The sequence below is a fragment of the Leifsonia sp. Leaf264 genome (genome assembly GCF_001422325.1).
In the GTDB taxonomy this organism is placed as follows: domain Bacteria; phylum Actinomycetota; class Actinomycetes; order Actinomycetales; family Microbacteriaceae; genus Orlajensenia.
This window is the reverse complement of the sequence record NZ_LMMR01000001.1, coordinates 195,551-219,754: the sequence shown is the minus strand read 5'-3', so window position 1 is coordinate 219,754 and position 24,204 is coordinate 195,551. Positions and strand designations below refer to the sequence as shown.

Here is a 24,204-nt window from a genome sequence, read left to right as displayed (position 1 = left end):
ATTCGAAGCATGCGAGAGCTTCAGGCACAGATCATCCAGGAACTGAACGTGCAGGCGACGATCGATCCCGCGGGGGAGGTGGAGCGCCGGGTCGAGTTCCTCACCGAGTACACCAAGCGAGCCGGTACCCGCGGCTTCGTTCTCGGCATCAGCGGGGGTCAGGACTCGACTCTGGCTGGCCGACTCTGCCAGCTCGCGGTCGAGAGACTGGCTGCCGAGGGGGCGGATGCGGCCTTCATCGCGGTGCGGCTGCCGTACCGGATCCAGGCCGATGAAGCCGACGCCCAACTCGCGCTCGAGTTCATCCGGCCTCGGGCTCGTGCCGAGTTCAACATCCATGCCAGCGCCGATGCCTTCGCCGCGGAGTACGCCGACGCGATGGACGAGCCCTTGTCCGACTTCAACAAGGGCAACGTGAAGGCCAGGGCACGCATGATCGCGCAGTACGCGATCGCGGGTCAGCACGGGCTTCTCGTCGTCGGAACCGACCACGCGGCCGAGGCCGTGACGGGCTTCTTCACGAAGTTCGGCGACGGCGGTGCCGACATCCTGCCGCTCTCGGGCCTCACGAAGCGGCAGGGCCGTGCCATGCTGCAGTACCTCGGAGCTCCCGATGTGCTCTCAGCCAAGGCCCCGACCGCCGACCTTCTCGACGAGAATCCCGGCCAGACCGACGAGGCGAATCTCGGACTCAGCTACACCGACATCGACAACTTCCTCGAGGGCCGTGAGGTGGCCGACGATGTGGCCGAGGCGATCGAGAACCGCTACCTCGCCACGCAGCACAAGCGGCGTGATCCGGTGAGCCCGTTCGAGACCTGGTGGAAGCCGTCGCACTGACCGTGGTCGCCGCCGGCGTTCCAGCGCTGCGCGTCGCAGGGTGACGAGAAGGGGAGGACAGGTCGAGACCTGTCCTCCCCTTCTCGTGGACCCGGGTGACTACGCCGTCGTGATGACGTCGGTGCGATCGTCGCCACCGCGTCGGGCCGGGAGCGCCGAGACGTCGTCGAGGAGCTGCTGGGTCTCGGTCGATGGAGCGGATGTCGCCGACGCTGCAGCGGGAACCACGGCGGGTGTGTACGGTGTCGTCGCCGGCGCCGGGTCGAACTGCTGGTGGTGCTGCTCGGCGACCCAGGCGTCCTGCTCCGCGAGGAGGGCCTTCTCCGCGGCGGTGTTCATGACCTTCCAGCGATCGAGGTCGGTCTGGAAGAGCTTGCGGGCGCGAGCCGGACGCTTCTGCCAGTCGACGAGGCGATCCCGGAACTCGACGACTGCAGGCTCCAGTTCATAGCCGAAGGTCGCCGATGCCCGCTTCATCTCGTGCAGCTGGTGGGCGGCCCAGTTCGCAGCGACGGCCGCTCCGCGGATGGGGAGCATCCGAACCCGGATGTCGGCCTCGCCGACAGCGCGGTCGGCGAGCACCTGCTCTTGCGGCGTGAGGGAGTTCCAGACCGAGGACTCGGTTGCGGCATCGATGAGGGCGGCGACAGCCGTCGCCTTCACCTCGCGGTCGCGTTGTTCGATGAGACTGCGGACGGCGGCGCGTGCGATCCAGGCTGCGAGCAGCGCAGAGAGCACCATGGCGACGACGAGCACTCCGGCTGCGAAGAGCGTGGGGCGTGCGTCATCCGAGAAGAGCCAGTTGAAGAAGTCCGTGATCCACTGCATGTGGCGCACTTTACCCGCGCCGGGAACGGATGCTGGGAGCAGCGCCCGGCGTGCCCGAAGCCGCGTGCGGCAGAGCGTTCGTCCCCGCCCGTGGGGCTAGGCGAAGCACTCCGCGGCGGCCTGTGCCGTCCAGAACTCGCCAATCACGATGGAGCGCGATCCGCCGCGCGAGAACCTGGCGACGTAGCGCCCCAGCTCATCGGCGCCGAGGTGCTCGATGTGACCGCGGACCTCGCCGCGATCGGTGACGACCCGCCACAGCTCGGCGCGGACCGGTGCGAAGGCCAGGCCGGGAACCCGGGCGTCGAGGGCGATCCCCTGCCGCAGGGAGCGGATCTCCATCGTTGCGGTCATGTGCGTACTCCTCGCTGTCGGCCGGCCCGTGCGTGCTTTCTCCTGTGTCATCAGGCTAGGAGCACCCACCGACATCCGGTCCCGGAAGGGGCGGCGCAGCTCAGAACAGTCGTTCCGCGGCGAGGGTGCCCGTGGCGAGATCGGCATCGAGGACCTTGCCGGCCCGTGCGGTCTGTGCGAGGACGATACCGACTGTCACGAGGGCCACGCCGAGCAGTTGCACCGCCGTCAGGGTCTCGCCGAGCCAGAGCCACGCCACTCCGAAGGCGAACAGCACCTCCGACGACGCCGTGATTCCCGCCGCCGTCGCCGTGAGGTGCTTCAGTGCGAGCAGGGACAGCAGGAACGGCGCGAACGATCCGAGTACGGCGTTCCACAGCAGCGGGAGGACGAGCGGCACCCAGACGTTCGAGAGGTTGCCTCCGAGGGAGACGGTGGAGTTGAGCAGGGCGGGATCGACCTGCCACCACCCGCTGAAGACGCCCCAGAACAGCGCGGCGAAGCCCATCGACCAGAATCCGACAGCAAGGGGCGATGTCGCCCCCACCTGGCGCTCGCCCACCACGAAGTAGACGGTGAGGGTGGCCGCTGCGGCGAGCGCGAACAGCACTCCGACGACGTTCAGCGTCGACTGGCCGATCTGCGCCACGATCGCGAGGCCGCCGAGCACGAGTCCGATGGCCGCCCAGATGCGCGGCTTGACCCGCTCCTTGAAGACCACCCGCGCTATCACCGCGACGGCGAGCACGGCCAGGTACTCGAGCAGCAGGGCGATGCCGACGGGAAGAAGGCTGACAGCCACGGCGTAGGTCCACTGCAGCAGGGCCACGCCGAAGATGCCGAGCGCCGCCATGACGGCGAGCTGGCGCCCCGTGATGCGGAAGGCGGCACGGTTGGTCACCAGCAGGATGGCACCGGCGATGACCGTGACGGATGCCACTCTCCAGAACGTCAGCTGTGCCGGGGTGATGCCGGCCTCCACGATCACCTTGGTGACCGAGCCGTTCATGCCGAACAGCAGGGCCGCGGCCAGGGCGTAGAGGTAGCCCACCCCTAGCGCTGGCCGGTGCCGTGAACGGCGAAGGGCTCGATCGCGGCGATCTCGTCCGCCGTCAGGGCCGGGGCCTCGAGGGCAGCGACGTTCTGCTCCAGTTGGGCCACGCTCGACGCGCCCACGAGGGCGCTCGTGACGGTCGCGTGCCGCAGGACCCACGACAGGGCGAGCTGTGCGATGGACTGGCCACGGGCATCCGCCACGGCCTTCAGGCCCTGAAGACGTTCGAGGTAGTCGGAGTCGATGCTGTCCTCGGAGAGGAAGCGACTGGTGGCCGCGCGCGAGTCCGACGGAACCTTGCCGTCGAGGTAGCGGTCGGTGAGCAGGCCCTGGGCGAGCGGGGAGAACACGATGCTGCCGGTTCCGAGCTCGTCGAGCACGGGGAACAGGCCGTCCTCGATGTGGCGATCGAACATGGAGTACCGCGGCTGGTGGATCGTCAGGGGGATCTTGTGCTCGGCCAGCGCTGCCGCAGCGGCCTTGGTCTGCTCGGGGTCGTAGTTCGAGATGCCGACGTAGAGCGCCTTTCCCTGCTGCACGGCGCTCGCGAGCGCTCCCATGGTCTCCTCGATGGGAGTCTCGGGGTCGGGGCGGTGCGAGTAGAAGATGTCGACGTAATCGAGTCCCAGGCGCCCGAGCGACTGGTCGAGCGATGAGAGCAGGTACTTGCGCGAGCCGAAGTCACCGTACGGGCCCGGCCACATGTCGTAGCCGGCCTTGCTCGAGATGATGACCTCGTCGCGGTAGCCGCGGAAGTCCTCCGCGAAGATGCGGCCGAAGTTGGTCTCGGCCGATCCGTAGGGCGGACCGTAGTTGTTGGCCAGGTCGAAGTGCGTGATGCCGAGGTCGAAGGCGCGACGCAGGATCGCGCGCTGCACGTCGGTCGAGCGCTCGTCACCGAAGTTGTGCCAGAGGCCCAGCGACAGCGCCGGAAGCTTCAGGCCGCTGCGTCCGGTGCGGCGGTAGGTCATCTCGTCATAGCGGGTGGGGGCAGCGACATAGCTCATGACGCCAGCCTAGGGCTCGGCGCCGACGCGCGGCGGCGTGTGACTCCTCCCCACCCAGCACATCGGAGCCGGGATCCGACGGACTGCGGATGCAGCTCCTACGCCTCAGGCTGCCGCGGCGAACATGGATCCGCGCGGCCCGCTCCGTCGCTTTCAGGCACGAGTGCGACGGGCGCGGGCCGCGTCCCGGCAGCGAGCGCTGCAAGGACGTCGAGAACACGGAGGAAGCCATGTCGAGCAGTATCACCATCATCGGGAACGTCGGCACGGACCCGACGCCGACAATCCTGCCCGGAGGCGCCCGCAAGGTGACGTTCCGGGTGGCGGCGAGCGAGCGGTACTTCGACCGGAAGCGGAACGCCTGGGTCGATGCCGACCCGAGCTGGTTCACCGTCGAGGCGTTCCGCGCTCTCGGGGAGCACGTGCAGGCCTCGGTTCATCGTGGCGACAACGTGATCGTCTCGGGGCGACTGCGGGTGCGCACCTGGGAGAACGAGAAGGGGCGTGGCACAGCGGTCGACGTCGAGGCAGACGCTGTCGGCCACAACCTGACGTGGGGCACCAGCACCTACGTGAAGGCGCTGCGCCCGGAAACGACACCACCCGTCGACGAGCCGACGACCTCGGCCGGCGCCGACCAGGAGCAGCGGCCCGACTGGGCGACGCCGCTGGTCGACGGGTCCGGTGGAGCGGGGCTCGTCGGCGTCGGCGCGGAGGACACTCCGTTCTGACACCGACCCTAGACTCGAGGCTGTGCCTCCGTGGGGTGGCGGACTGGGGTGGAGCGTGCTTCGACGGAATCGGATCGCTGCCGGCGTGATCGTCGCGGCTGGCGCATCGCTCGTGCTCAGCGCCTGCATGTCGCCCACACCGGCTCCCACACCGACACCGACGACCACCTCGGCCGCACCGACGGCGACGCCGACACCGACGACGCCGGCTGTCCCCGTGCTGAAGCCCGGACTCTCCGCCGACGAGAACCTCGCCTATTTCGACATGGTCAACAACGCCGTCATCGCAGCGAACGCGAACGCCGGTGGTCGCGACTTCGTCGATGCCCTGGTCGCCGGGGGATTCGACAAGGCCGCGATGCAGGTGACCCCCGACCGCACGGCCGTCGACCTGCAGGCTGACAGCATCCAGTGGTCCGTACTGTTCAACTCGGAGTGCCTCGTCGGCCAGTACGGCCCGGCGTCGGGCGGCTATCACGGCATCGTCGCCGATCCGACGGGTCAGGGAGCCTGTCTGCTGGGCGAGACGCGCCCCATAGACTGGTAGGCGCTATGGCCGATTACATTTACTCGATGGTCCGCGCCCGCAAGGCCGTGGGCGACAAGCTCATCCTCGACGACGTCACGATGGCGTTCATCCCCGGCGCCAAGATCGGCGTCGTGGGTCCGAACGGTGCCGGAAAGTCCACGATCCTCAAGATCATGGCCGGACTCGACACGCCGTCCAACGGTGAGGCCAAACTGACGCCGGGCTACTCCGTCGGCATCCTGATGCAGGAGCCGGTCCTCGACGAGACCAAGACGGTTCTCGAGAACGTGCAGGAGGGTGTCGGCCCGATCAAGGCGAAGGTCGACCGCTTCAACGAGATCTCCCTCGCCATGGCCGAGCCCGACGCCGACTTCGACGCGCTCCTCGCCGAGATGGGCACGCTGCAGGAGGAGATCGACCACGCCGACGCCTGGGACCTCGACTCCCAGCTCGAGCAGGCGATGGACGCGCTCCGCTGCCCGCCGGGCGACGAGATGATCGGCCACCTCTCCGGTGGTGAGAAGCGCCGCGTCGCTCTCTGCAAGCTGCTGCTGCAGAAGCCCGACCTGCTGCTCCTCGACGAGCCCACCAACCACCTCGACGCCGAGAGCGTGCTCTGGCTCGAGCAGCACCTCTCCAAGTACCCCGGCGCCGTGCTCGCCGTGACCCACGACAGGTACTTCCTCGACCACGTGGCCGAGTGGATCGCCGAGGTCGACCGCGGCCGCCTCTACCCCTACGAGGGCAACTACTCGACCTACCTCGAGAAGAAGCAGGAGCGCCTCGCCGTCCAGGGCAAGAAGGACGCGAAGCTCTCCAAGCGCCTCTCCGAGGAGCTCGACTGGGTGCGCTCCAACGCCAAGGGCCGCCAGGCGAAGTCGAAGGCGCGCCTCGCCCGCTACGAGGAGATGGCAGCCGAGGCCGAGCGCACCAAGAAGCTCGACTTCGAGGAGATCCAGATCCCGCCGGGTCCGCGTCTCGGCGCGATCGTGCTCGAGGTCAAGAACCTCAAGAAGGGCTTCGGTGATCGCACGCTCATCGACGGGCTCAGCTTCTCGCTCCCGCGCAACGGCATCGTCGGCATCATCGGGCCGAACGGTGTCGGTAAGACCACCCTCTTCAAGACCATCGTCGGACTCGAGCCAGCGGATGCCGGTGAGGTCAAGGTCGGCGAGACCGTCTCGATCTCCTACGTCGACCAGACCCGTGGCGGCATCGATCCGACCAAGACGCTGTTCGAGGTCGTCTCCGACGGACTGGACTACATCCAGGTCGGCAAGATGGAGGTCCCGTCGCGTGCCTACGTCGGCACCTTCGGGTTCAAGGGACCCGACCAGCAGAAGCCGGCCGGCGTGCTCTCGGGTGGTGAGCGCAACCGTCTGAACCTCGCGCTCACGCTCAAGCAGGGCGGCAACCTGCTGCTGCTCGACGAGCCCACCAACGACCTCGACGTCGAGACCCTGTCGAGCCTCGAGAACGCCCTGCTCGAGTTCCCCGGCTGCGCCGTGGTCATCACGCACGACAGGTGGTTCCTCGACCGCATCGCGACTCACATCCTCGCGTACGAGGGCACCGAGGAGAACCCGGCGAACTGGTACTGGTTCGAGGGCAACTTCGAGTCGTACGAGCAGAACAAGATCGAGCGCCTCGGTGCCGACGCGGCGAAGCCGCACAGCTCCACGTATCGCAAGCTCACCCGCGACTGAGCGGCGGCGTCACTCGTGAGGCTCGATGTCCCGATCCGGCTGCGCTGGAGCGACCTCGACGCCTACGCGCACGTCAACAACGCCTCGATGCTGCGCCTCCTGGAGGAGGCGCGCATCCAGGCGTTCTGGGAGACTGACGAGGTCGTCGACGGCGAGAACGCCGTCGGCGCCTCGACGGCCGTGCTCGACGGCCGCCCGGGCTCCTCGACGCTGACGATCATCGCGCGCCAGGAGGTCGAGTACCTCGCCCAGGTCCCGTACCAGCGACTGCCGCTCCACGTGCAGCTGTGGATCGGGCGCATGGGCGGGGCCAGCCTCGAGGTCTGCTACGAGGTGCGATCCCCGATCGGGGTCGAGCCGAGGGTGCTCTACGCCCGGGCGGCGACGACGATCGTGCTGGTGGATGCGGCATCCGGTCGCCCGCGACGCATCAGCGATCACGAGCGTGCCTCGTGGACGCCGTTCCTCGATGAGCCCGTGACGTTCACCAAGCGCAACCCGGCCCGCTGAGCGGTTCCGGTCCTCAACGGCCGGTGTCGCTCACTCAGCGACCGGCGCCGCTCACTCGTCGAGCGGGGTGTCGCTGAACGAGCCGTCCCAGACCGCACGCGAGCCCGACTCGCCGATGATGACGGTCGTCACGATCCCGGCAGGCACGACGACGACGGCCGCGACCGCGAGGACTACCGCGACGACGCGTCGCACCAGCGCCGACGGCGATTCGTCTGCCGGCCGTCGCTCGATGAACCGGTACCAGACGTAGACGACCACGGAGAGTACGGCGAGCGCGATGGCCCACGGAAGCAGGGTGCCGCCGAGGTCGGCGTGCTTCTGGATGAGCGGGGAGTCGGGGAGCCTGGCCTCGAGCCACTCGCCGGCCTCTTTCGCCACGTAGACGAGGATGGCCGCGACGATGCCGAGGATGGGAGTGACGAGGCCGAACCAGCGGCGTGCCCGGGGCCACACAGTGGCCAGGAGCACCACCACGGCCGCGACGGGCATCACGATCACCACGGCGTGCACGATCAGGATGTGCAGTGGCAGGCCGTTGAACGAGTAGTCCATGAGGTTCGGCGGCCGGCTCAGGCCGAGGCCAGCACGGCGTCGCCGTCGACGGTGATGGTGAGCTTCGCGAGCCCGGTCAACGCCTTGCTGCCGGCGAAGGGCTCACCCGTGGCAGCGTCGAAACGGGACTGGTGGCACGGGCAGTCGTACTCGGTCTTCGCCGCCGCCACCACGCACTGCTGATGCGTGCAGATGGCGCTGAAACCGACGACCTCTCCCGCTGTCGGCTGGGCGAGGACGATGGGGTCGGATCCGAGCTTCGCGTCGATCGACCCGCCGACGGGGATGTCGGCGAGCTTGGCGACCTCGGTGCCGGATGCCGCACCCCCGGAGGCCGGGGGAGCCTCGGACGACGTGGCCGGACTCGCGGCATCCGTCGACGCCCCTCCCGACGGTGAACCGGTGTCGGTTCCGGGGCTGCACGCCGCGAGAACGACAGCCGTGGCGCCGGCACCGCTCAGGCTGAGTACTGCGCGTCGCGTGATGATCTTCTGCTCTGTCATGAGATGCGATCCTCTCGATGGTGGCGGGAGTAGCTTTGCAGTTCTACTGGAAACACGGTGCGGGGCCGCGAAAGGTTCAGCATGGACGATCATCCGCTCAGGGTGAACCGTTGGAGCACGCCGATCGTGTTAACGATGGAGGTGCTCTCGTGAGCGATGACCGAGCCGAGGCTCTGCGCGTCATCCAGGACGAGCACGCGCCCGCTCTCTGGCGATACGTCGTTCGGCTGACCGGCGACAGGGCCCTCGCCGACGACATCGTGCAGGAGGTGATGCTGCGTGCCTGGCGGCGGCCCGAGATCCTCGACCAGTCGGAGGGCTCGGCCAGGGCCTGGCTCTTCACGGTGACGCGCAACCTCGTCATCGACGACAGGAGGAGTGCCAGGGCGCAGCAGGAGTTCGCGGTCGACGAGCTGCCCGAGGTGGTCCAGGCCGATGCGACGGATGCCGCTCTCGACCGCTGGCTGATCGCCGATGCCATCGGCGAGCTCAGCCGTGACCATCGCGCCGTGCTCGTGACCGTCTACTTCGGCGGTCGCTCGGTAGCTGAGGCGGCGCAGGAGCTCGACGTTCCGAGCGGAACGGTCAAGTCGCGACTGCACTATGCCCTGCGGGCCCTGCGTCTCGCCCTCCAGGAACGCGGGGTGACAGGACGATGAGTACCAGCACAGATGCGTTCTCCGACTGGGATGCCGCTTACGTCCTCGGTGCCCTGAGCCCGCGCGAGCGGCTCGACTACGAGGATCATCTGGCGAGCTGCTCGCGCTGCACCGCGGCGCTGGCCGAGGTCGCCGCGATGCCCGGACTTCTCGCGCGGGTCTCGCTCGAGGAGGTCTTGGATGCCGTCGACGTCGAGTCGACGCCCCCTGAGCCGGGTGCGTCTCCCCATGCCGAACCCCACGCTGCGCGACCCGTCCGGTCTGCCGCCCGTCCGGCATCAAGACCCCCGACCACTCGCCGTCGGGGGCGTCGTCGCGGCCCACTCGTCGCTGGAGCCGTGCTCGGACTGGCAGCGCTGATGACAGCACTCGTGCTGTCGATCGGCGGCGTGGCGCCACCGGCTGCGCGAGCGGAGACGCTGCACCTCGACAGCACGGGCCAGACCGCGTTGACAGCCGATGTGCGGGTGGTCGGAAAGTCCTGGGGCACGGCGTTCTCGACGCACTGTCGGTATGGCCAGGGCGGAGCGGGGGACGGCGGCGGGCGCTACGGATCCGGCTCCACGTCGGGCGATGATGACGGGCAGGGCGAGTCGACGGCATCGGATCGCTATGGCCTCTACGTGACGGACAGCGCCGGCGACGCGCGTCTGGTGTCGAGTTGGACGGCAACGCCCGGAACCGACGTGCGAGCCGACGGATCGACCGACGTGCCGATGGACCAGATCTCTACTGTCGACATCCGCTCCATCGGCTCCGACGACGTGCTCCTCTGGGCCGAGCTCGAGCACTGACGGGTCGCCGGGCTGCTGCCCGCGGAGATGACGGAGACCGCTGACTCAGCGGGCGTCGGGAACCCGGATCATGCCCTCCTGGGCGACGCTGGCGAGCAGCACGCCGTCGGCGGTGAAGATGCTCCCGCGCGCCAGGCCGCGACCGCCTGAGGCGCTGGGGGAGTCCTGCACGTAAAGCAGCCACTCGTCGACCCGGCCCGAGCGGTGCCACCACATGGCGTGGTCGAGGCTGGCCACCTTCAGGCCCCTCGTCGCCCACGGGATGCCGTGCCGGCGCATCGGCGACTCGAGGATGGAGTAGTCCGTGGCGTAGGCCAGCGCGGCGCGGTGCAGGGTGTCGTCGTCGGGCAGGGTGCCCGCCGCCTTCATCCAGACGGCCTGGTGGGCCACGCGCTCACCGTCGACCGAGAGGAAGATCGGCGACTCGACGTGCCGCACGTCGAACGCACGTTCCGTCGACCAGTAGCGCGCCACGTCGTGGTCGATGTGACCGAGCAGGTCGGCCGTCGTCGGCAGCGATTCGGCGGCGGGGATGTCGCTCGGCATCTCGATCTGGTGGTCGACTCCACCATCCGGATCCTGGAACGACGCGATCATCGAGAGGATCGGAACGCCGTTCTGGTACGCCTGCGTCCGCCGGGTGGAGAAGGACCTGCCGTCGTGGATGCGGTCGACCGAGAAGGTGATCGGCAGGTTCACGTCGCCCGGGCGCAGGAAGTAGCCGTGCATGGAGTGGATGGCACGCTCGGCGGGCACGGTACGGCTGGCGGCCACGACGGACTGGGCGAGCACCTGGCCGCCGAAGACCCTGCCGTGCGGCATCCACTGGCTCGGACCCGTGAAGATGTCCTCGTCGGTGCGTGCCCCGGTGTCCACGAGGTCGAGGGTGGCCAGCAGGCCGTCGATGGGGTTCGTCATTTCCACCTCGTGTTCATCTGGCCGACCGCGTGTCGATGTCGCGCGGAGTGGGGGCCGACCGATGCGAGTCCCGGCCCGTCCCTCCGGTAGTTTAGAGGGCAGATGAGCCAGTCATTCCTCCTTACCGATCGTCCCAGTGTGGGCGATCTCACCACCTACCTGTCCCGTGCCTCGCGTGTCGAGGACGGCTCGGTGCGCCTGATCGCGGGCTCGGGCGTTCTCGCCGTGTACACGGCGATCCTCTACCCCCGCGGTCTCCTCGACGAGACGCCCACGGTCCTCGGCCTGCGCACCTTCGCGCTTGCGGATGCGGGCTCGTTCGACGCCGTCGTGCCGAGCCGATCGCTGCTCGACCGCCTGGCGCGGGCCGAGAGCAACGGCGGCGATGGGCCCGCTGAGATCGGCCTGCCCCACGAGGTCGGCAGCGTCACCTGGGCCGGCATCTCGCCGCCTCGCGGTGGCTGGCATGCTCAGGGGTCGACGGATGCCGTTCACCTCGAACTCGCGGCGCACGCCGGCATCGCCGAGATCGCCGATGCCGTGCCGACGGGAACGGGCGAGCAGCTGGTGACCCGGGCTCGTGCCGAGGTGTGGGGTCGACCGATCGACGGGCTGGAGCATGTTCCTGCCGGTGCCGCCTTCGCCGCGCTCAGCCTCGGGTTCCTGCACGCCGACGATCCCGTGAACGTCTTCGAGACCGGGCCGTGGACGCGCCTGACCTCCAAGCGCGGCCACGTGCTCATCCGTCGGAAGGCCTGGTCGCTCAAGAGCTGAGCGCCTGAGCGCGACTCGTGGGCCGTTCGGGCACCACGAGTTCATGGCTGGCTCGGCTTGTGATGGGGGCACCCCGGATGCGGCCGCCGACGAGGCGGACGTACGGTGCTTCGCATCCGCCCCGCGCGGCGGCGACGGAAGGCATCCGATGCTCACCGAAACCCTCACCTCCCTTCCCCTCGGCCGGTCCCTGTCCGTGCTCGCCGACGGCAGGATCGTCGTCGGCACCTCCGGCGGCATCAGGGTCTACCCACCTGGCTCGACCGGCTCGGCGGCCCCGACGACGGTTCTCGCCCTCGGTGGCCGGGTTCGCGCCCTCGTGCCGCACCCTGACGGCGGTGCAGTGCTCGCCGGCGTCGTCGGCCGCGGCCTCGTCTCCATCGCATTCGACGCACCGACGCCGGTCGTCAGCGACCTGGTCAGCGCGGCCGGGATCACGACCATCGATGTGGCGCAGGGTTCGCGCGCCGTCGTGGTCGGCCTCGGCCGCCCTGCCGCCCGCGTCATCGACGTCGACCTCGACACCGCCGCCGTCACGCCGGTGACCAGCGGCCTCGCGACTCCTGTCGGTATCGCCGACGACCCGGCATCAGGTCGTATCATCGTCGCGGCCAGCAGTGCCTCCACCGACCTGCTCTCCATCGAACGTGCGACGGGCATCGTGACTCCCGTCGGCCTCGCCGGGACCGTCGGCAGCGTCACATCGATCGCCTTCCGCTCGGCAGCCCACGACGAACTGGTGGTCGCCGATGGGGCCGGTCGGCTGCTCTCGGTCGCCGTCGTCGGCGGTGTCCCCGTCGCGCCGGCCACTGTCGTCGTCGACAGCCTGGACAGGCTGTGGGGCGCCGTCCCCGCAGCCGACGGCTCCGTCCTGATCGCAGAGGGCAGCCACCTCGTGCGCTTCGTCGAACAGCCTGTGGCGGTCCCGCCCGTGAAACTGGTCATCGGTGCCGACCCCCTGCACGTGAGCAGCTGGCGTCGCATCGCCGTCGAGCTGGACGGCTCCATCCCGTTCACCGATCTCACCTTCGTGACCGACCCTCCGGCTGGAGGACTCGTGTCGCCGTCGCAGGACGCATCGGATGACCCGTCGAAGCCGAGCATCCTGCTCGCCAGTGGAGGCATCACCGGCGACTTCGCCCTCCTCGCCCTCGATCCGATCGGCCAGGCCGTCGCGAAGGAGCCCTTCACCGTCACCGACGCGTGGACCGGCACGCAGGGACCGCCCGTCGCCTACTTCGGCGCGGTGAACGACCAGCAGCCCGACGGCACTTGGGGTGGCGGCGATCCGTTCGTTCCGCAGAACATCGACGTGCACAAGACCGTCGGCACGCGCAACGTCGCCGTCGTGGTCGTGGAGACCAGCGACTGCCCGGCTCTCGGGGCGGCGGATGCTGCCACCCTGCGTGCGACCCTCGACGCCGAGGTGTTCACGGGCACCGTCGAGAGCGGCGTCACCGAATCCGCCCGTGCCTATTTCCAGCGGGTGTCGTATGGCGCCTACGACATCGCGAACGCGGGCATCGTCGGACCGGTCAGGCTGCCGTCGCCGTGGACGAGCTACGCCACCACAGTTGGCGGATCTGGGGACACGAGCGACCTGGGTACGTTCTCCCAGGCCGCGATCGCAGAGGTGTACCGGCAGAATCGCGACCTGGCGGCAGCGGGGCAACCGCCGCTCGTCGACCTCACCACCGTCGACTCCGTCATCATCGTGGTGCGGTCGATCGCGGCGGATCCGGCGAATGGGATCGTCGAGCGCTTCCACTGGCCCTTCGCGTCGCGGCCCGGCGGCTTCCAGAAGTCGTTCCAGGTCGACGCCACCGCCATCCAGCTGCTGTTCGCCCAGATCGAGATCCCCGTGATGCGCACGATCCAGGTGCTGTCGATGCCCGACGATTGGGCGGCGCGTGACGTCCGCGAGTTCCGTGAGACCGTGACGCACGAACTCACGCACAACATCGGCCTCCCCGACGAGTACGCCCGCACGGCCGACTCGGTCGATGCGCACGATCGCGAGGTCGGAGACAACACCGTCGGCCAGTCGTGGACACTGATGAACTTCGAGCAGGAGTTCCCGGAGCCGACGGCGGTCGAGAAGATGCTGCTCGGATGGGTGCGGCCGGAGTGGGTGCGCGCCCTGAGCTTCGCGACCCTCGGTCCCATCGACGAGGACATCGAGCTCCACGCCCTCGAACTCGGCGCGCCACCAGCCGGCCGGGTGAGTGCCGTCGAGATCCGGAAGGGCGACGGGACGAACGCGTACTTCGAGTACCGACGCGAACAGTCCGCCATCGAGAGCGACCAGGACCTGCCCGCCACGAACACCGTGCTCGGAACCGAGTTCATCTCGGGCGACGTCGCTCCCGCGACCCGACGGAACCTGCTGCTCATCGCCGACGACAGTGACAATGACGACGGCGAGTTCCAGCAGGGGGATGACTACAGGGAGACCGACACGACGAGTCCGGAGTACCCGAACGATTTGAAGATGACGGTGCTGCAGACCGCCGCCGACTTCGCCCGCATTCACATCGTCTACGGCGACCAGAAGCCGGATCCGCAGATCCGTCCGTGGGCGGCCTCGACGAACTGGCAGAGTCAGGACATCGAGGTGAAGAACTCGCGGTCGGCGGCCAACGCGGCGTTCCGCAACGTGCCGTGGGCGGGGCATCCGAACAGCATCGAGGCCACAGTGCGGAATCCCGGTGACGTCGATGCCACGGGCGTCGCGGTCGACTTCTTCTGGAAGGACTTCACATTCTCCGAGGGCACCGAGCACTTCCTCGGCCGGGACGTGCGAGACGTGGTGCACGACACCGACGTGGTCTTCACGGCGCCGAGCACCTGGACGCCGCCCGTGCTGCCGATCCTGGGAAACCTCGGCATCACCTTCACCGGCCACTTCTGCGTGGTCGCGCGCATCGCCGAATACGCGGATCCGGTGATCCCCAATCTCAAGGAGGTCACGCCGGCCAACAACGAGGCGCAGTCCAACTACAACGTGGTCATCTCGAGCAGCGCGTCGCCGTCCACCCGCGAGGGTCAGGTGTTGACTGTGCGCAATCCGCAGCCCAAGCGGGCGCGCATCTACACCTCGGTGCGCCAGACCAGTCCGTTCGTGAGGGTCTACCTCGGTGCCGAGTGGGTGGAGCTCGACCCGGGGGAGGAGGCCAACATCACCATCCTCACCGAGTCGGTGATCGGCGACCCGAATCTGCGCGACTACCAGAAGAAGTTCCAGGAGTTCGAGCCGTACCGCCACCCCAGCCACCTCAACATCACCGGCATCGCCGACTCCCGCGAGTCCTGCCACGGCGAGGTGCTGGGAGGCGCCCACATCGTGACGATCTCGGGTCGGGCGACGCGGGTGACCGAGTTCTTCGCGGGCGACGGTGTGGCCTTCGGCCGGGTCGAGACCGTCGACACCGGTGAACCCGTCGACGGACCGATCCTCGTCACCGTCGTGCCCGAGGAGGGTGCCGCCGAGAAGGAGGTGTCGGTGACGGGAGTCGTCAAGAACGGGTCGTTCCGGGTCTCGCTGCGCGAGCTGATGGAACAGGGCGAACGGATGCTGGGCTGGGTGGCGACGGCGCACTACCTCGGCCAGGTCGACAAGGCGCCGTGCACGAGTGACCCGTTCCGCATCGAGAGCTGACGCGACCGTGGAGCAGGCACCGCTATCCGGGGCGGAACGGATCGACGGGAACAGGCCGGCTCGGCCTGCTCCCGTCGATCGCTGCGACGGTCATGCTCCCGCGATGACCGGCTGGATTCGGCCGCTGCAGAGCTAGAGCCGGGCTACAGCACGACCCGCCTGGCGGCCGGTGAAGAGGCAGCCGCCGAGGAAGGTGCCCTCGAGCGCCCTGTAGCCGTGCACGCCTCCGCCGCCGAAGCCGCTCGCCTCTCCGGCCGCGTACAGCCCGGTGATGGGTGTGCCGTCGGCAGCGAGGGCCTGGCCGTCGAGGTTGGTCTGGATGCCGCCCAGGCTCTTGCGCGTGAGGATGTGCAGCTTCACCGCGATGAGCGGACCCGCAGCCGGATCGAGGATGCGGTGCGGGCTGGCGACCCTGATGAGTTTGTCGCCGCGGTACTTGCGGGCGCTCCGCAGCGCATTCACCTGGGCATCCTTGGAGAACTCGTTGTCGAGTTCCCTGTCGCGGGCCACGATCTCGCGCTCGATCCCCTCGACGTCGAGGTCGACATCCGGAGACAGCTTCTTCATGCCGACGAACAGCTCGGGCAGGGTGTCGGCGACCACGAAGTCGACGCCCTTCTCCTTGAACGCCTCGACGGGCCCGGGGGCGCCGGACTTGACCCGCTGGGCGAGCAGCTTCAGGTCCTTGCCGGTGAGGTCGGGATTCTGCTCGCTTCCCGAGAGGGCGAACTCCTTCTCGATGATCTTCTGGGTGAGCACGAACCAGCTGTAGTCGTGCCCCGTCGCCACGATGTGCTCGAGGGTGCCGAGGGTGTCGAATCCCGGGAACAACGGGCCGGGCAGCCGCTTGCCCTCGGCATCGAACCACAGCGACGACGGACCGGGGAGGATGCGGATGCCGTGCTTGTCCCAGATCGGCGCGAAGTTCGTGATGCCCTCGGTGTAGTGCCACATGCGGTCGCCGTTGACGAGCCTGGCGCCGGCTTCTTCGGTGATGCCCAGCATGCGCCCGTCGACGTGGGCTGGCACGCCGGAGAGCATCGTCGCCGGCGGTTCGCCGAGGCGCTCCGGCCACTGAGCGCGCACGAGGTCGTGGTTGCCGCCGATGCCGCCGGAGGCCACGATCACGGCCGGGGCCTCGAACCTGAACTCGCCGACGACGTCTCGGTTGCTCGGTGCTCCGCGGCCGGCGGCATCCGGGGCCAGGACGGCGCCGTGCACTCCGACGACAGCGCCGTCCTCGACGATGAGCCCGTCGACGCGATGACGGTGACGGATGCGAACGAGCCCGGCGGCCTCGCCGGCCTTCACGCGATCGGCGAACGGCGCCACGACCCCCGGGCCGGTGCCCCAGGTGATGTGGAAGCGGGGGACCGAGTTGCCGGGACCGACGGCGCCGTAGCCGCCGCGCTCGGCCCAGCCGACGACGGGGAACCAGCGCACGCCCATCTGGTGCAGCCAGGCACGCTTCTCGCCGGCGGCGAAGTCGAGGTAGGCCTCGGCCCAGCGGCGGCCCCACTCGTCCTCCTCGCGGTCGAAGCCGGCCGAGCCGAACCAGTCCTGGGCGGCGAGGTCGCGGGAGTCCTTGACCCCCATGCGGCGCTGCTCGGGGGAGTCGATCAGGAACAGGCCTCCGAACGACCACCAGGCCTGGCCGCCGAACGAGGCGGCAGGCTCCTGTTCGACGAGGATCACCCGCTTGCCGGCGAGCACGAGCTCGGCAGCGGCGGTCAGGCCGGCGAGGCCGGCTCCGACCACGATGGCGTCAGCGGATTCAGTCATGTGGCTCCTTCGTCACAGGGTGGTGCAGGGGTGGTGCTGCAGGGTGTGCTGGGTGGGTGGTGCTGCGTGGGTGCGCGGCCTCAGTCGTCGAAGGTGTTGACCATGGCGAAGGCGGCGCGTTCGAGATAGTCCCACAGAGTCGCGTCGTGCAGCGGCGACAAGGCGAGCGTGTCGACGGCGTGTCGCATGTGGGCGAGCCAACGGTCGCGGGCGTCGGGGTTCACCTTGAACGGCTGGTGCCGCATCCGCAGCCGCGGGTGACCGCGGTGGGCGCTGTAGGTGCCCGGTCCGCCCCAGTACTGTTCGAGGAACAGGGTGAGGCGTTCCTCGGCCGGCCCGAGGTCCTCCTCCGGGTACATCGGCTTGAGCACGGGGTCGTCGGCGACCCCGACGTAGAACTCGTGCACCAGCTTCGCGAAGGTGGCATGCCCGCCGACCTGCTCGTAGAACGTCTCGGTGACGGGCACGCCGTTCTCGCCGTCGCGGAGGTGCACCGCCGCCGGGATGACGGGGACGCCAGGGACGGATGCCACGGCGTCGGTCGAGGGCGGCTGGGTGGGTTCGACCATGGCGTCAGTCTTCCGGGTTCTGAGGTGGCTTCGGCGCCCGGGGCGCCTTCGGCTGCGGGGCCGGCGTCTCGGTCGACGGCGCCGCGGTCGGCGGCAGCGCGGACGGTGGCTGCGCCGGATCCTGCGCCTTCTTGGGCGCACGCAGGCGGCGGGGCAGGCGCGGCGCCGTGTTCTTCGTCACCGGGATCGTCGTCACCGGCTTGGTGCGCGGGGGCTTGGCTCCCTTGATGCTCGCTGCGCCGTCGAATCCGCTCAGCACGACGCTGTTGAGCGAGGGAAGCTTCACGCCCATCTCGTCGAGCGCCTTCTTCAGCCGCACCCGCAGTTCGCGGGCCACGTCGTCCTTGGCGGCCGTGCGCACCTTGATGACGATTCGGATGACGACGGCGTCGGCCGAGATCGACTCCAGCCCCCAGAGCTCGGGCTTCTCGAGCACGCGACTGCGCCATTTCGGGGTCGCGGCGAGGTCGAGGGCGGTGTCGAGCATCGACTTCTCGACGGCTTCGACGTCGGCGTCGTAGGGGATGGCGAGGTCGATGATGACGCGGGCCCAGCCCTGCGACATGTTGCCGACCCGAAGGATCTCGCCGTTGCGCACGAACCAGAGGGTTCCGTTCACGTCGCGGATCTGGGTGACCCTGATGCCGACGTTCTCGACGATGCCCGTCGCGGGACCGGTGTCGACGATGTCACCGACGCCGAGCTGGTCCTCCATGACCATGAAGATGCCGTTCAGGCCGTCCTTCACGATGTTCTGCGCACCGAAACCGAGGCCGGCGCCGATGGCCGCCGTGAGCAGCGCGAAGGAGCCGAGGATCGTCGTGTCGATGGTGTTGATGATCATCAGCACCGCGACGATGAAGATCGTGACGTTGACGACGTTGGTCAGCACCGAGCCCAGGGTGCGGGTGCGCTGCACGACGCGCACCGCGGCGAGCGGCGAGGCGGCCATGATGGCCTGGGTGTCGTCGCTGGGCTGACCCTTCTTGGCGCCGGTGACCACGCGGCGCACGACCCTGTCGATGACGAAGTGCAGCACCCAGCGCACGAGGAAGGCCACCAGGACGATGATCGCGATCGTGACGGCCTTGCCGGCCGCCGTGTCCCAGAAGTTCTCCCCGACCGCGCCCCAGAAGTCGTTCCACCAGTCCATAGGTCGACCAGTCTAACGAGGCTCGGATGCGCTCTTCTGAGCGTCGTCTGTACGCGCAGCGGCATCGCAGAGCTGGGCCGCGAGGGCGCGGTCGAGCTCCGAGAGCAGCTCGCTCACGCGGCGGACGAGCGCCGGCGGTCCGTCGTTCTCCGACAACCAGGCACGGGCGGCGTCGGCGAGCTGCGACGTGACGAGTGCGGACGGGAACAGCCTGACCACGATCAGCTCGGCCATCGTGTAGCTGCGCTCCGACCACAGGCGCTGGAGCATCTCGAAGTACGGCTCGATGCTCGGTTCGAGCAGAGCTGCCGGGCGGGAGCGGCCCCATCCCGTGGCGATGGCGCGCGCCATGTCGTTCGAGAGGCTTGCATCGGTGGCGACCCTGGTCCAGGCGGCGAGCTTGACCTCGGGGTCGGGTCGGGCTGCTCGGGCCGTGGCGGCGAACTGGCGGCCCTTGGCCGTGTCGTCCGAGGCGAGAGCGTGGTCGATGTCGGCATCCGTCGCCGCTCCACCGGCCGAGAGGGCTATCACGAGCTCCCAGCGCAGGTCGGTGTCGATGGTGAGGCCTTCGAGGGCGACCGAGCCGTCGAGCAGGCTGGCGAGGATGTCGTAGTGCGGAGCCGTCGAGGCGATGCGGATGAAGCTGGTGACGAACTGCAGCTGCGCGTCGGACTCGGCGTCAGCCAGCACCGTGAGCGCCCAGAGTGCGTCACCGCAGTCCGCGGCGACCTGCTCGGCCGCAGCGGGCTCGATGTAGCGCTCGAGGGCGAGCTCCAGCTGCGACAGGGCCGTGCCGCGGGCCGACGACTGGTCCTCGTGCGAGATGTTGCCGAGCACGAGCCGGACGAAGTCGCCAGCCGGGGTCTCGCCGTCGCGGGTCGTGTCCCAGACCGCACCCCAGATGAGCGCGCGGGCGACGGGATCCCGCAGGTCGCAGAGGTGGTCGACGGCCGTGGCCAGTGAGTCCTCGTCGAGACGGATCTTGGCGTAGCTGAGGTCATCGTCGTTGAGGAGCACGAGGGCGCCTCGACTCACGCCGAGAAGCTCGGGCACCTCCGTCCTGGCGCCGTCGACGTCGATCTCCACCCGGTGCCTGCGCACGAGGGACCCCTCGTCATCGAGGTCGTAGAGCCCGATGGCGAGGCGGTGCGGGCGCAGCGTGGGGTGGTCGTCTGCGGCGGTCTGGGTGACGGCGAAGGCCGTGAACCGACCGTCGGCATCCGTGTCGAACTCGGCTCGGAGCGTGTTGACGCCGGCGGTCTCGAGCCAGAGCCGCGACCAGTCGGTGAGCTCGCGCCCGCTCGAGACCTCGAGCTCGTCCAGCAGGTCGCGCAACGTCGCATTGCCGCCGCCGTGCTTGCGCAGGTACATGCCGATTCCGGCATGGAAGGCGTCGAGGCCCACCCAGGCCACGAGCTGCTTGAGCACCGAGGCGCCCTTGGCATAGGTGATCGCGTCGAAGTTGACCTCGACGTCGCGCAGGTCGTTGATGGTCGCCACGATCGGATGCGTCGACGGAAGCTGGTCCGCCATGGCCGCGCGGGTCTTCTCGACCGATGTGAACGTGGACCAGGCGTCGGTGAACTCCGTGACGGATGCCGTGGCGATGGTGCTCGTCCAGGTGGCGAACGACTCGTTCAGCCACAGGTCGTTCCACCACTTCATGGTCACGGAGTTGCCGAACCACATGTGCGAGAGCTCGTGAAGGATGACGACTGTCCGCTGCTGCCTGCGGTGCTCCGAGACCTTGGACCGGAACAGGTACGACTCGTTGAATGTCACCGCGCCGACGTTCTCCATCGCGCCCCAGTTGTACTCGGGCACGAAGATCTGGTCGTACTTGTCGTAGGGGTACTCGACGCCGTAGCTCTGCTCGTAGTACTCGAGTCCCTGCCGCACCGTCTCGAACATGACGTCGGGTTCGGCGTACCGGGCCAGCGAGGCCCTGGTGAACAGTCCGAGCGGGATGCTGCGGCCATCGGGAAGCTCGGCGACGTCGCGCCACACCGCGTACGGCCCGGCGATGATCGCGGCGATGTAGCTCGAGATGACGGGCCCGGCCGGGAACTCCCAGACGGCGGTGCCATCGGCGAGACCGGCATCCGGCAACGGCGTCGGTGCGTTGCTCAGCACCTGCCAGTCGTCGGGAGCGGTGATGGTGAACTGGAAGGTGGCCTTGAGGTCGGGCTGGTCGAACACGGCGAACACCCGGTTCGCCTCGGCGACGGCGAACTCCGTGTAGAGGTACACGGCGTCGTCGACGGGGTCGACGAAGCGGTGCAGGCCCTCACCGGTGTTCGTGTAGGCGGCATCCGACACGACCCGCAGCACGTTCTCGGCCCGGAGTCCGTCGAGACGGATGCGCGTGCCATCGCTCACGTCCTTCGACAGCGCGACCCCGTTGAGCTCGATCGCGTGCACGGCGCGGGTGGAGGCCTCGATGAAGGTCGAGGCTCCCGGCACGGCGTCGAAGGTGACGTGGGTCTCGCTGCCGAACACCTCGGGACCCCGGGTCAGGTCGAGGGCGACGGTGTAGTCGTGCACGCGCACGACGGAGGCTCGCTCCTCGGCTTCGGTGCGGGTCAGGTTCGCAGCGGGCAAGGGCGTGCCTCCGTCGGTGGGTAGCGGTGGGTAGCGGGGGTGTCGGTCGGTCGCTCGGGAGCCGTCAGTCGCTGAGGGCGTCGCGAGCCTGGGCGGCCAGAGCGCGCTCCACACCGGCGAGGTTCTCGATCACGAGGCGACGCAGTGCCGGGATCTCGGGATTCGCAGCGAGCCACGCGGTGGTGGCGTCCACGAGCTCGCGGTTCGCCAGGCCGGCGGGGTAGAGGCCGTCCACGAGCTTCTCGGCGATGGCGTAGCTGCGGCGCTCCCACACCCGACCGAGCATCTCGAAGTACCGGGCGACGAAGGGCTCGAGCAGGCTGGTGTCGGCAGCACGCTGGAACCCGAGCCCGGTGGTGCGAACGATCGTGTTCGGCGCCGTGTCGACCTCGACCAGCGAGTCCCATGCGGCCTGCTTGGCCTCGGCCGTCGGGATGGCGGCACGGGCGTGGGCGGCCGACTGGGCGCCCGTCGCAGTGTTGTCCTCGGCGAGGCGGGCGTCGATGTCGCTCGCGTCAGCCCGACCGGCGGCGACGAGTGCGATCAGCAGCTCCCAGCCGAGGTCGGTGTCGATGTCGAGGCCCTCGAGGCTGGACTCGCCCGTGAACAGGGCTTCCAGTGCGCCGATGTGCGACGACGACTCGGCGATGGACGCGAAGTACTTCACGAACTGGAACTGCGCGTCGCTGCCGGCCTCGGCCTGCTGCGCGAGCGACCAGAAGGTGTCGGCGAGGGCAGTGACGGTCTCGGGGCGGTGGCTCGGGTCGGTGTACGCCGAGGCGGCGAGCACGGCCTGGCCGAGCACTATGCGCAGCGTGGTGGACTCGGTCTCCGATGCGATGTTGCCGAGCACGAGGCGGACGAAGTCGCTGGCGGAGACCTCCCCGTCGCGGGTGGCATCCCAGACGGATGCCCACACCAGCGAGCGGGCGAGCGGGTTCTCGAAGGCGTGCAGGTGCTCGAGGGCCACGGCCAGCGAGGCATCGTCGAGGCGGATCTTCGCGTAGGCGAGGTCGTCGTCGTTGAGCAGCACGAGGTCGGGGCGCGCGAGGCCGACGAGCTCGGCGACGTCGGTCCGGGCTCCGTCGACGTCGAGCTCCACCCGGTGCGTGCGCACCAGCTGCTCGTCCTGCAGGGAGTAGAAGCCGATGGCGAGGCGGTGCGGGCGGATGGTCGGGTACGCCTCGACGGCGGTCTGCAGCACGCCGAACTCCGTGATCGTCCCGGACTCGTCGGTCTCGATGTCGGCACGGAGGGTGTTCACGCCGGCAGTCTCGAGCCAGAGCTTCGCCCACTCCGAGAGGTCGCGGCCGCTCGCGACCTCGAGCTCGGCGAGCAGGTCGGCGAGGGTGGTGTTGCCCCACTGGTGCTTCTTGAAGTACGCGGCCACTCCGGCGAAGAAGGCGTCGATGCCGACCCAGGCGACGAGCTGCTTGAGCACAGACCCGCCCTTGGCGTAGGTGATGCCGTCGAAGTTGACCAGCACGTCCTCGAGGTCGTTGATCGTGGCGACGATCGGATGCGTCGACGGAAGCTGGTCCTGGCGGTACGCCCAGCTCTTCTCCATGGAGTTGAACGTCGTCCACGCCTCGTGCCACTCGGTGGCCTCCGCCGTGGCGATGGTCGACGCCCATTCGGCGAAGGACTCGTTGAGCCAGAGGTCGTTCCACCACTTCATGGTGACGAGGTCGCCGAACCACATGTGGGCCAGCTCGTGCAGGATCGTGACGACGCGACGCTCCTTGATGGCGTCGGTCACCTTCGATCGGAACACGTAGACCTCGGTGAAGGTCACGGCGCCCGCGTTCTCCATGGCGCCGGCGTTGAACTCGGGCACGAAGAGCTGGTCGTACTTGGTGAACGGGTAGGCGTAGTCGAACTTCTCCTCGAAGTACGCGAAGCCCTGGCGGGTCTTCTCGAAGATGTAGTCGGCATCGAGGAACTCGGCGAGGCTCTTGCGGCTGAAGATGCCGAGCGGGATGCTGCGGCCGTCCCGACTCGTCAATTCGCTGCGAACGACGTGGTACGGCCCGGCGACGAGTGCCGTGATGTAGCTCGAGATGCGGTGGGTGGGCTCGAAGGCCCAGGTCTTCGCTGCGGTGGCGGCGTCATCCGACCCGCCGACAGTGGTCGGCTCGGGGGTGGGGGAGTTGGACACGACCTCCCAGTGCGCTGGGGCCGTGACGGTGAAGCGGAACGTCGCCTTGAGGTCGGGCTGCTCGAACACGGCGAACATACGGCGCGAGTCGGGCACCTCGAACTGGCTGTACAGGTAGACCTCGCCGTCGACGGGGTCGACGAAGCGGTGCAGGCCCTCGCCGGTGTTCGTGTAGATCGCGTCGGCGACGATGGTGAGCTCGTTCTCGGCTGCGAGGCCGTCGAGCTGGATGCGCACTCCGTCGCTGACGACGGCCGGATCGAGCGAGGCTCCGTTCAGGGTGACAGAGTGCACGTCACGAGTGATGGCGTCGATGAAGGTCGAGGCCCCGGCCGTGGCGGTGAAGCGCACCGTGGTCTCGCTGCGGAACGTCTCATCGCCCGTCGTCAGGTCGAGGGTGACGTCATAGCTGTCGACGGCGACGATGCCGGCTCGCTCTTCGGCTTCCAGACGGGTGAGGTTCTCTCCGGGCAACGGTGCCTCCTGCGGCGTGTGAGGGAGTGGATGGGTCGGATCGTGTC

Annotated in this window: 21 protein-coding genes; 9 read left to right on the top strand and 12 right to left on the bottom strand. The window is 68.8% G+C overall.

All coding sequences use genetic code 11. The features are described from left to right. The first annotated feature begins 9 nt into the window (after nucleotides 1–9). Nucleotides 10–840: an ammonia-dependent NAD(+) synthetase gene (gene nadE / locus ASF30_RS01040; RefSeq protein WP_055900303.1), complete on the top strand. Its 831-nt coding sequence runs from the start codon at nucleotides 10–12 to the stop codon at nucleotides 838–840. A gap of 99 nt (nucleotides 841–939) precedes the next feature. On the opposite strand, the gene ASF30_RS01035 is transcribed toward nadE, so the two are convergent. The 4 genes from ASF30_RS01035 to ASF30_RS01020 form a co-directional block, all read right to left on the bottom strand. After that, a complete protein-coding gene (locus ASF30_RS01035; RefSeq protein WP_157496845.1) occupies nucleotides 940–1,668 on the bottom strand; it encodes a hypothetical protein in 729 nt (242 codons plus the stop codon). A gap of 96 nt (nucleotides 1,669–1,764) precedes the next feature. Beyond that, nucleotides 1,765–2,022, bottom strand: a complete 258-nt coding sequence (locus tag ASF30_RS01030) for a hypothetical protein (RefSeq protein WP_055900300.1) — start codon at nucleotides 2,020–2,022, stop codon at nucleotides 1,765–1,767. A gap of 100 nt (nucleotides 2,023–2,122) precedes the next feature. Beyond that, entirely contained in the window at nucleotides 2,123–3,073 is a 951-nt protein-coding gene (locus tag ASF30_RS01025; RefSeq protein ID WP_055900297.1) for an EamA family transporter, read from the bottom strand. A gap of 2 nt (nucleotides 3,074–3,075) precedes the next feature. Further along, nucleotides 3,076–4,083 carry an aldo/keto reductase gene (locus tag ASF30_RS01020; RefSeq protein WP_055900294.1) on the bottom strand — a complete coding sequence of 336 codons (1,008 nt, stop codon included), beginning with the start codon at nucleotides 4,081–4,083 and terminating at the stop codon, nucleotides 3,076–3,078. 230 nt (nucleotides 4,084–4,313) lie between these two features. On the opposite strand from ASF30_RS01020, the gene ASF30_RS01015 reads away from it, so the two are divergent. From ASF30_RS01015 to ASF30_RS01000, 4 genes are read left to right on the top strand one after another with little or no spacing between them, the layout of a single operon-like run. Continuing rightward, entirely contained in the window at nucleotides 4,314–4,814 is a 501-nt protein-coding gene (locus ASF30_RS01015) for a single-stranded DNA-binding protein (protein ID WP_162240709.1), read from the top strand. Between the two features lie 22 nt (nucleotides 4,815–4,836). After that, the gene (locus ASF30_RS01010; protein WP_235480223.1) at nucleotides 4,837–5,361 is read left to right on the top strand and encodes a DUF6993 domain-containing protein; all 525 of its coding nucleotides are present in this window, start codon (nucleotides 4,837–4,839) and stop codon (nucleotides 5,359–5,361) included. A gap of 5 nt (nucleotides 5,362–5,366) precedes the next feature. Next, nucleotides 5,367–7,049 (top strand): energy-dependent translational throttle protein EttA, encoded by a 1,683-nt coding sequence (ettA, locus tag ASF30_RS01005; protein WP_055900285.1) that lies wholly within the window; start codon nucleotides 5,367–5,369, stop codon nucleotides 7,047–7,049. A gap of 15 nt (nucleotides 7,050–7,064) precedes the next feature. Further along, nucleotides 7,065–7,559, top strand: a complete 495-nt coding sequence (locus ASF30_RS01000; RefSeq protein WP_055900283.1) for an acyl-CoA thioesterase — start codon at nucleotides 7,065–7,067, stop codon at nucleotides 7,557–7,559. 51 nt (nucleotides 7,560–7,610) lie between these two features. Here ASF30_RS01000 and ASF30_RS00995 read toward each other — a convergent pair whose 3' ends face one another. Both ASF30_RS00995 and ASF30_RS00990 read right to left on the bottom strand, forming a co-directional pair. After that, complete coding sequence (locus ASF30_RS00995; RefSeq protein ID WP_055900280.1) at nucleotides 7,611–8,114, bottom strand: hypothetical protein; 504 nt, start codon at nucleotides 8,112–8,114, stop codon at nucleotides 7,611–7,613. A gap of 17 nt (nucleotides 8,115–8,131) precedes the next feature. Continuing rightward, entirely contained in the window at nucleotides 8,132–8,617 is a 486-nt protein-coding gene (locus ASF30_RS00990) for a QcrA and Rieske domain-containing protein (RefSeq protein ID WP_055900277.1), read from the bottom strand. Nucleotides 8,618–8,766: 149 nt separating this feature from the next. Between ASF30_RS00990 and ASF30_RS00985 the strand changes: the two genes are divergently transcribed. Together ASF30_RS00985 and ASF30_RS00980 are read left to right on the top strand one after the other, a co-directional pair. Continuing rightward, nucleotides 8,767–9,276, top strand: coding sequence for a sigma-70 family RNA polymerase sigma factor (locus ASF30_RS00985; RefSeq protein ID WP_055900274.1), 510 nt, complete (start codon nucleotides 8,767–8,769; stop codon nucleotides 9,274–9,276). Continuing rightward, the gene (locus ASF30_RS00980; RefSeq protein ID WP_055900272.1) at nucleotides 9,273–10,070 is read left to right on the top strand and encodes a zf-HC2 domain-containing protein; all 798 of its coding nucleotides are present in this window, start codon (nucleotides 9,273–9,275) and stop codon (nucleotides 10,068–10,070) included. Before ASF30_RS00985 ends, ASF30_RS00980 begins: the two co-directional genes overlap by 4 nt. A gap of 45 nt (nucleotides 10,071–10,115) precedes the next feature. Here ASF30_RS00980 and ASF30_RS00975 read toward each other — a convergent pair whose 3' ends face one another. After that, a complete protein-coding gene (locus ASF30_RS00975; RefSeq protein ID WP_055900269.1) occupies nucleotides 10,116–10,988 on the bottom strand; it encodes an acyl-CoA thioesterase in 873 nt (290 codons plus the stop codon). A 102-nt stretch (nucleotides 10,989–11,090) separates the two neighbouring features. Here ASF30_RS00975 and ASF30_RS00970 point away from each other — a divergent pair, with 102 nt between their 5' ends. Both ASF30_RS00970 and ASF30_RS00965 read left to right on the top strand, forming a co-directional pair. Continuing rightward, nucleotides 11,091–11,762: a hypothetical protein gene (locus ASF30_RS00970; RefSeq protein WP_055900266.1), complete on the top strand. Its 672-nt coding sequence runs from the start codon at nucleotides 11,091–11,093 to the stop codon at nucleotides 11,760–11,762. A 148-nt stretch (nucleotides 11,763–11,910) separates the two neighbouring features. Continuing rightward, nucleotides 11,911–15,420 (top strand): hypothetical protein, encoded by a 3,510-nt coding sequence (locus tag ASF30_RS00965; protein ID WP_055900263.1) that lies wholly within the window; start codon nucleotides 11,911–11,913, stop codon nucleotides 15,418–15,420. Between the two features lie 132 nt (nucleotides 15,421–15,552). Here the strand turns inward: ASF30_RS00965 and ASF30_RS00960 are convergent, their stop codons facing one another. The 5 genes from ASF30_RS00960 to pepN (ASF30_RS00940) form a co-directional block, all read right to left on the bottom strand. Next, entirely contained in the window at nucleotides 15,553–17,202 is a 1,650-nt protein-coding gene (locus ASF30_RS00960) for an FAD-binding dehydrogenase (protein WP_055900259.1), read from the bottom strand. A gap of 80 nt (nucleotides 17,203–17,282) precedes the next feature. Next, nucleotides 17,283–17,669, bottom strand: coding sequence for a globin (locus ASF30_RS00955; protein WP_055902353.1), 387 nt, complete (start codon nucleotides 17,667–17,669; stop codon nucleotides 17,283–17,285). 106 nt (nucleotides 17,670–17,775) lie between these two features. Continuing rightward, the gene (locus ASF30_RS00950; protein ID WP_055900256.1) at nucleotides 17,776–18,924 is read right to left on the bottom strand and encodes a mechanosensitive ion channel family protein; all 1,149 of its coding nucleotides are present in this window, start codon (nucleotides 18,922–18,924) and stop codon (nucleotides 17,776–17,778) included. Nucleotides 18,925–18,936: 12 nt separating this feature from the next. Then, the gene (gene pepN, locus ASF30_RS00945; protein ID WP_055900252.1) at nucleotides 18,937–21,525 is read right to left on the bottom strand and encodes an aminopeptidase N; all 2,589 of its coding nucleotides are present in this window, start codon (nucleotides 21,523–21,525) and stop codon (nucleotides 18,937–18,939) included. A 64-nt stretch (nucleotides 21,526–21,589) separates the two neighbouring features. After that, the gene (gene pepN, locus ASF30_RS00940; RefSeq protein ID WP_055900249.1) at nucleotides 21,590–24,157 is read right to left on the bottom strand and encodes an aminopeptidase N; all 2,568 of its coding nucleotides are present in this window, start codon (nucleotides 24,155–24,157) and stop codon (nucleotides 21,590–21,592) included. Nucleotides 24,158–24,204: the final 47 nt, after the last annotated feature.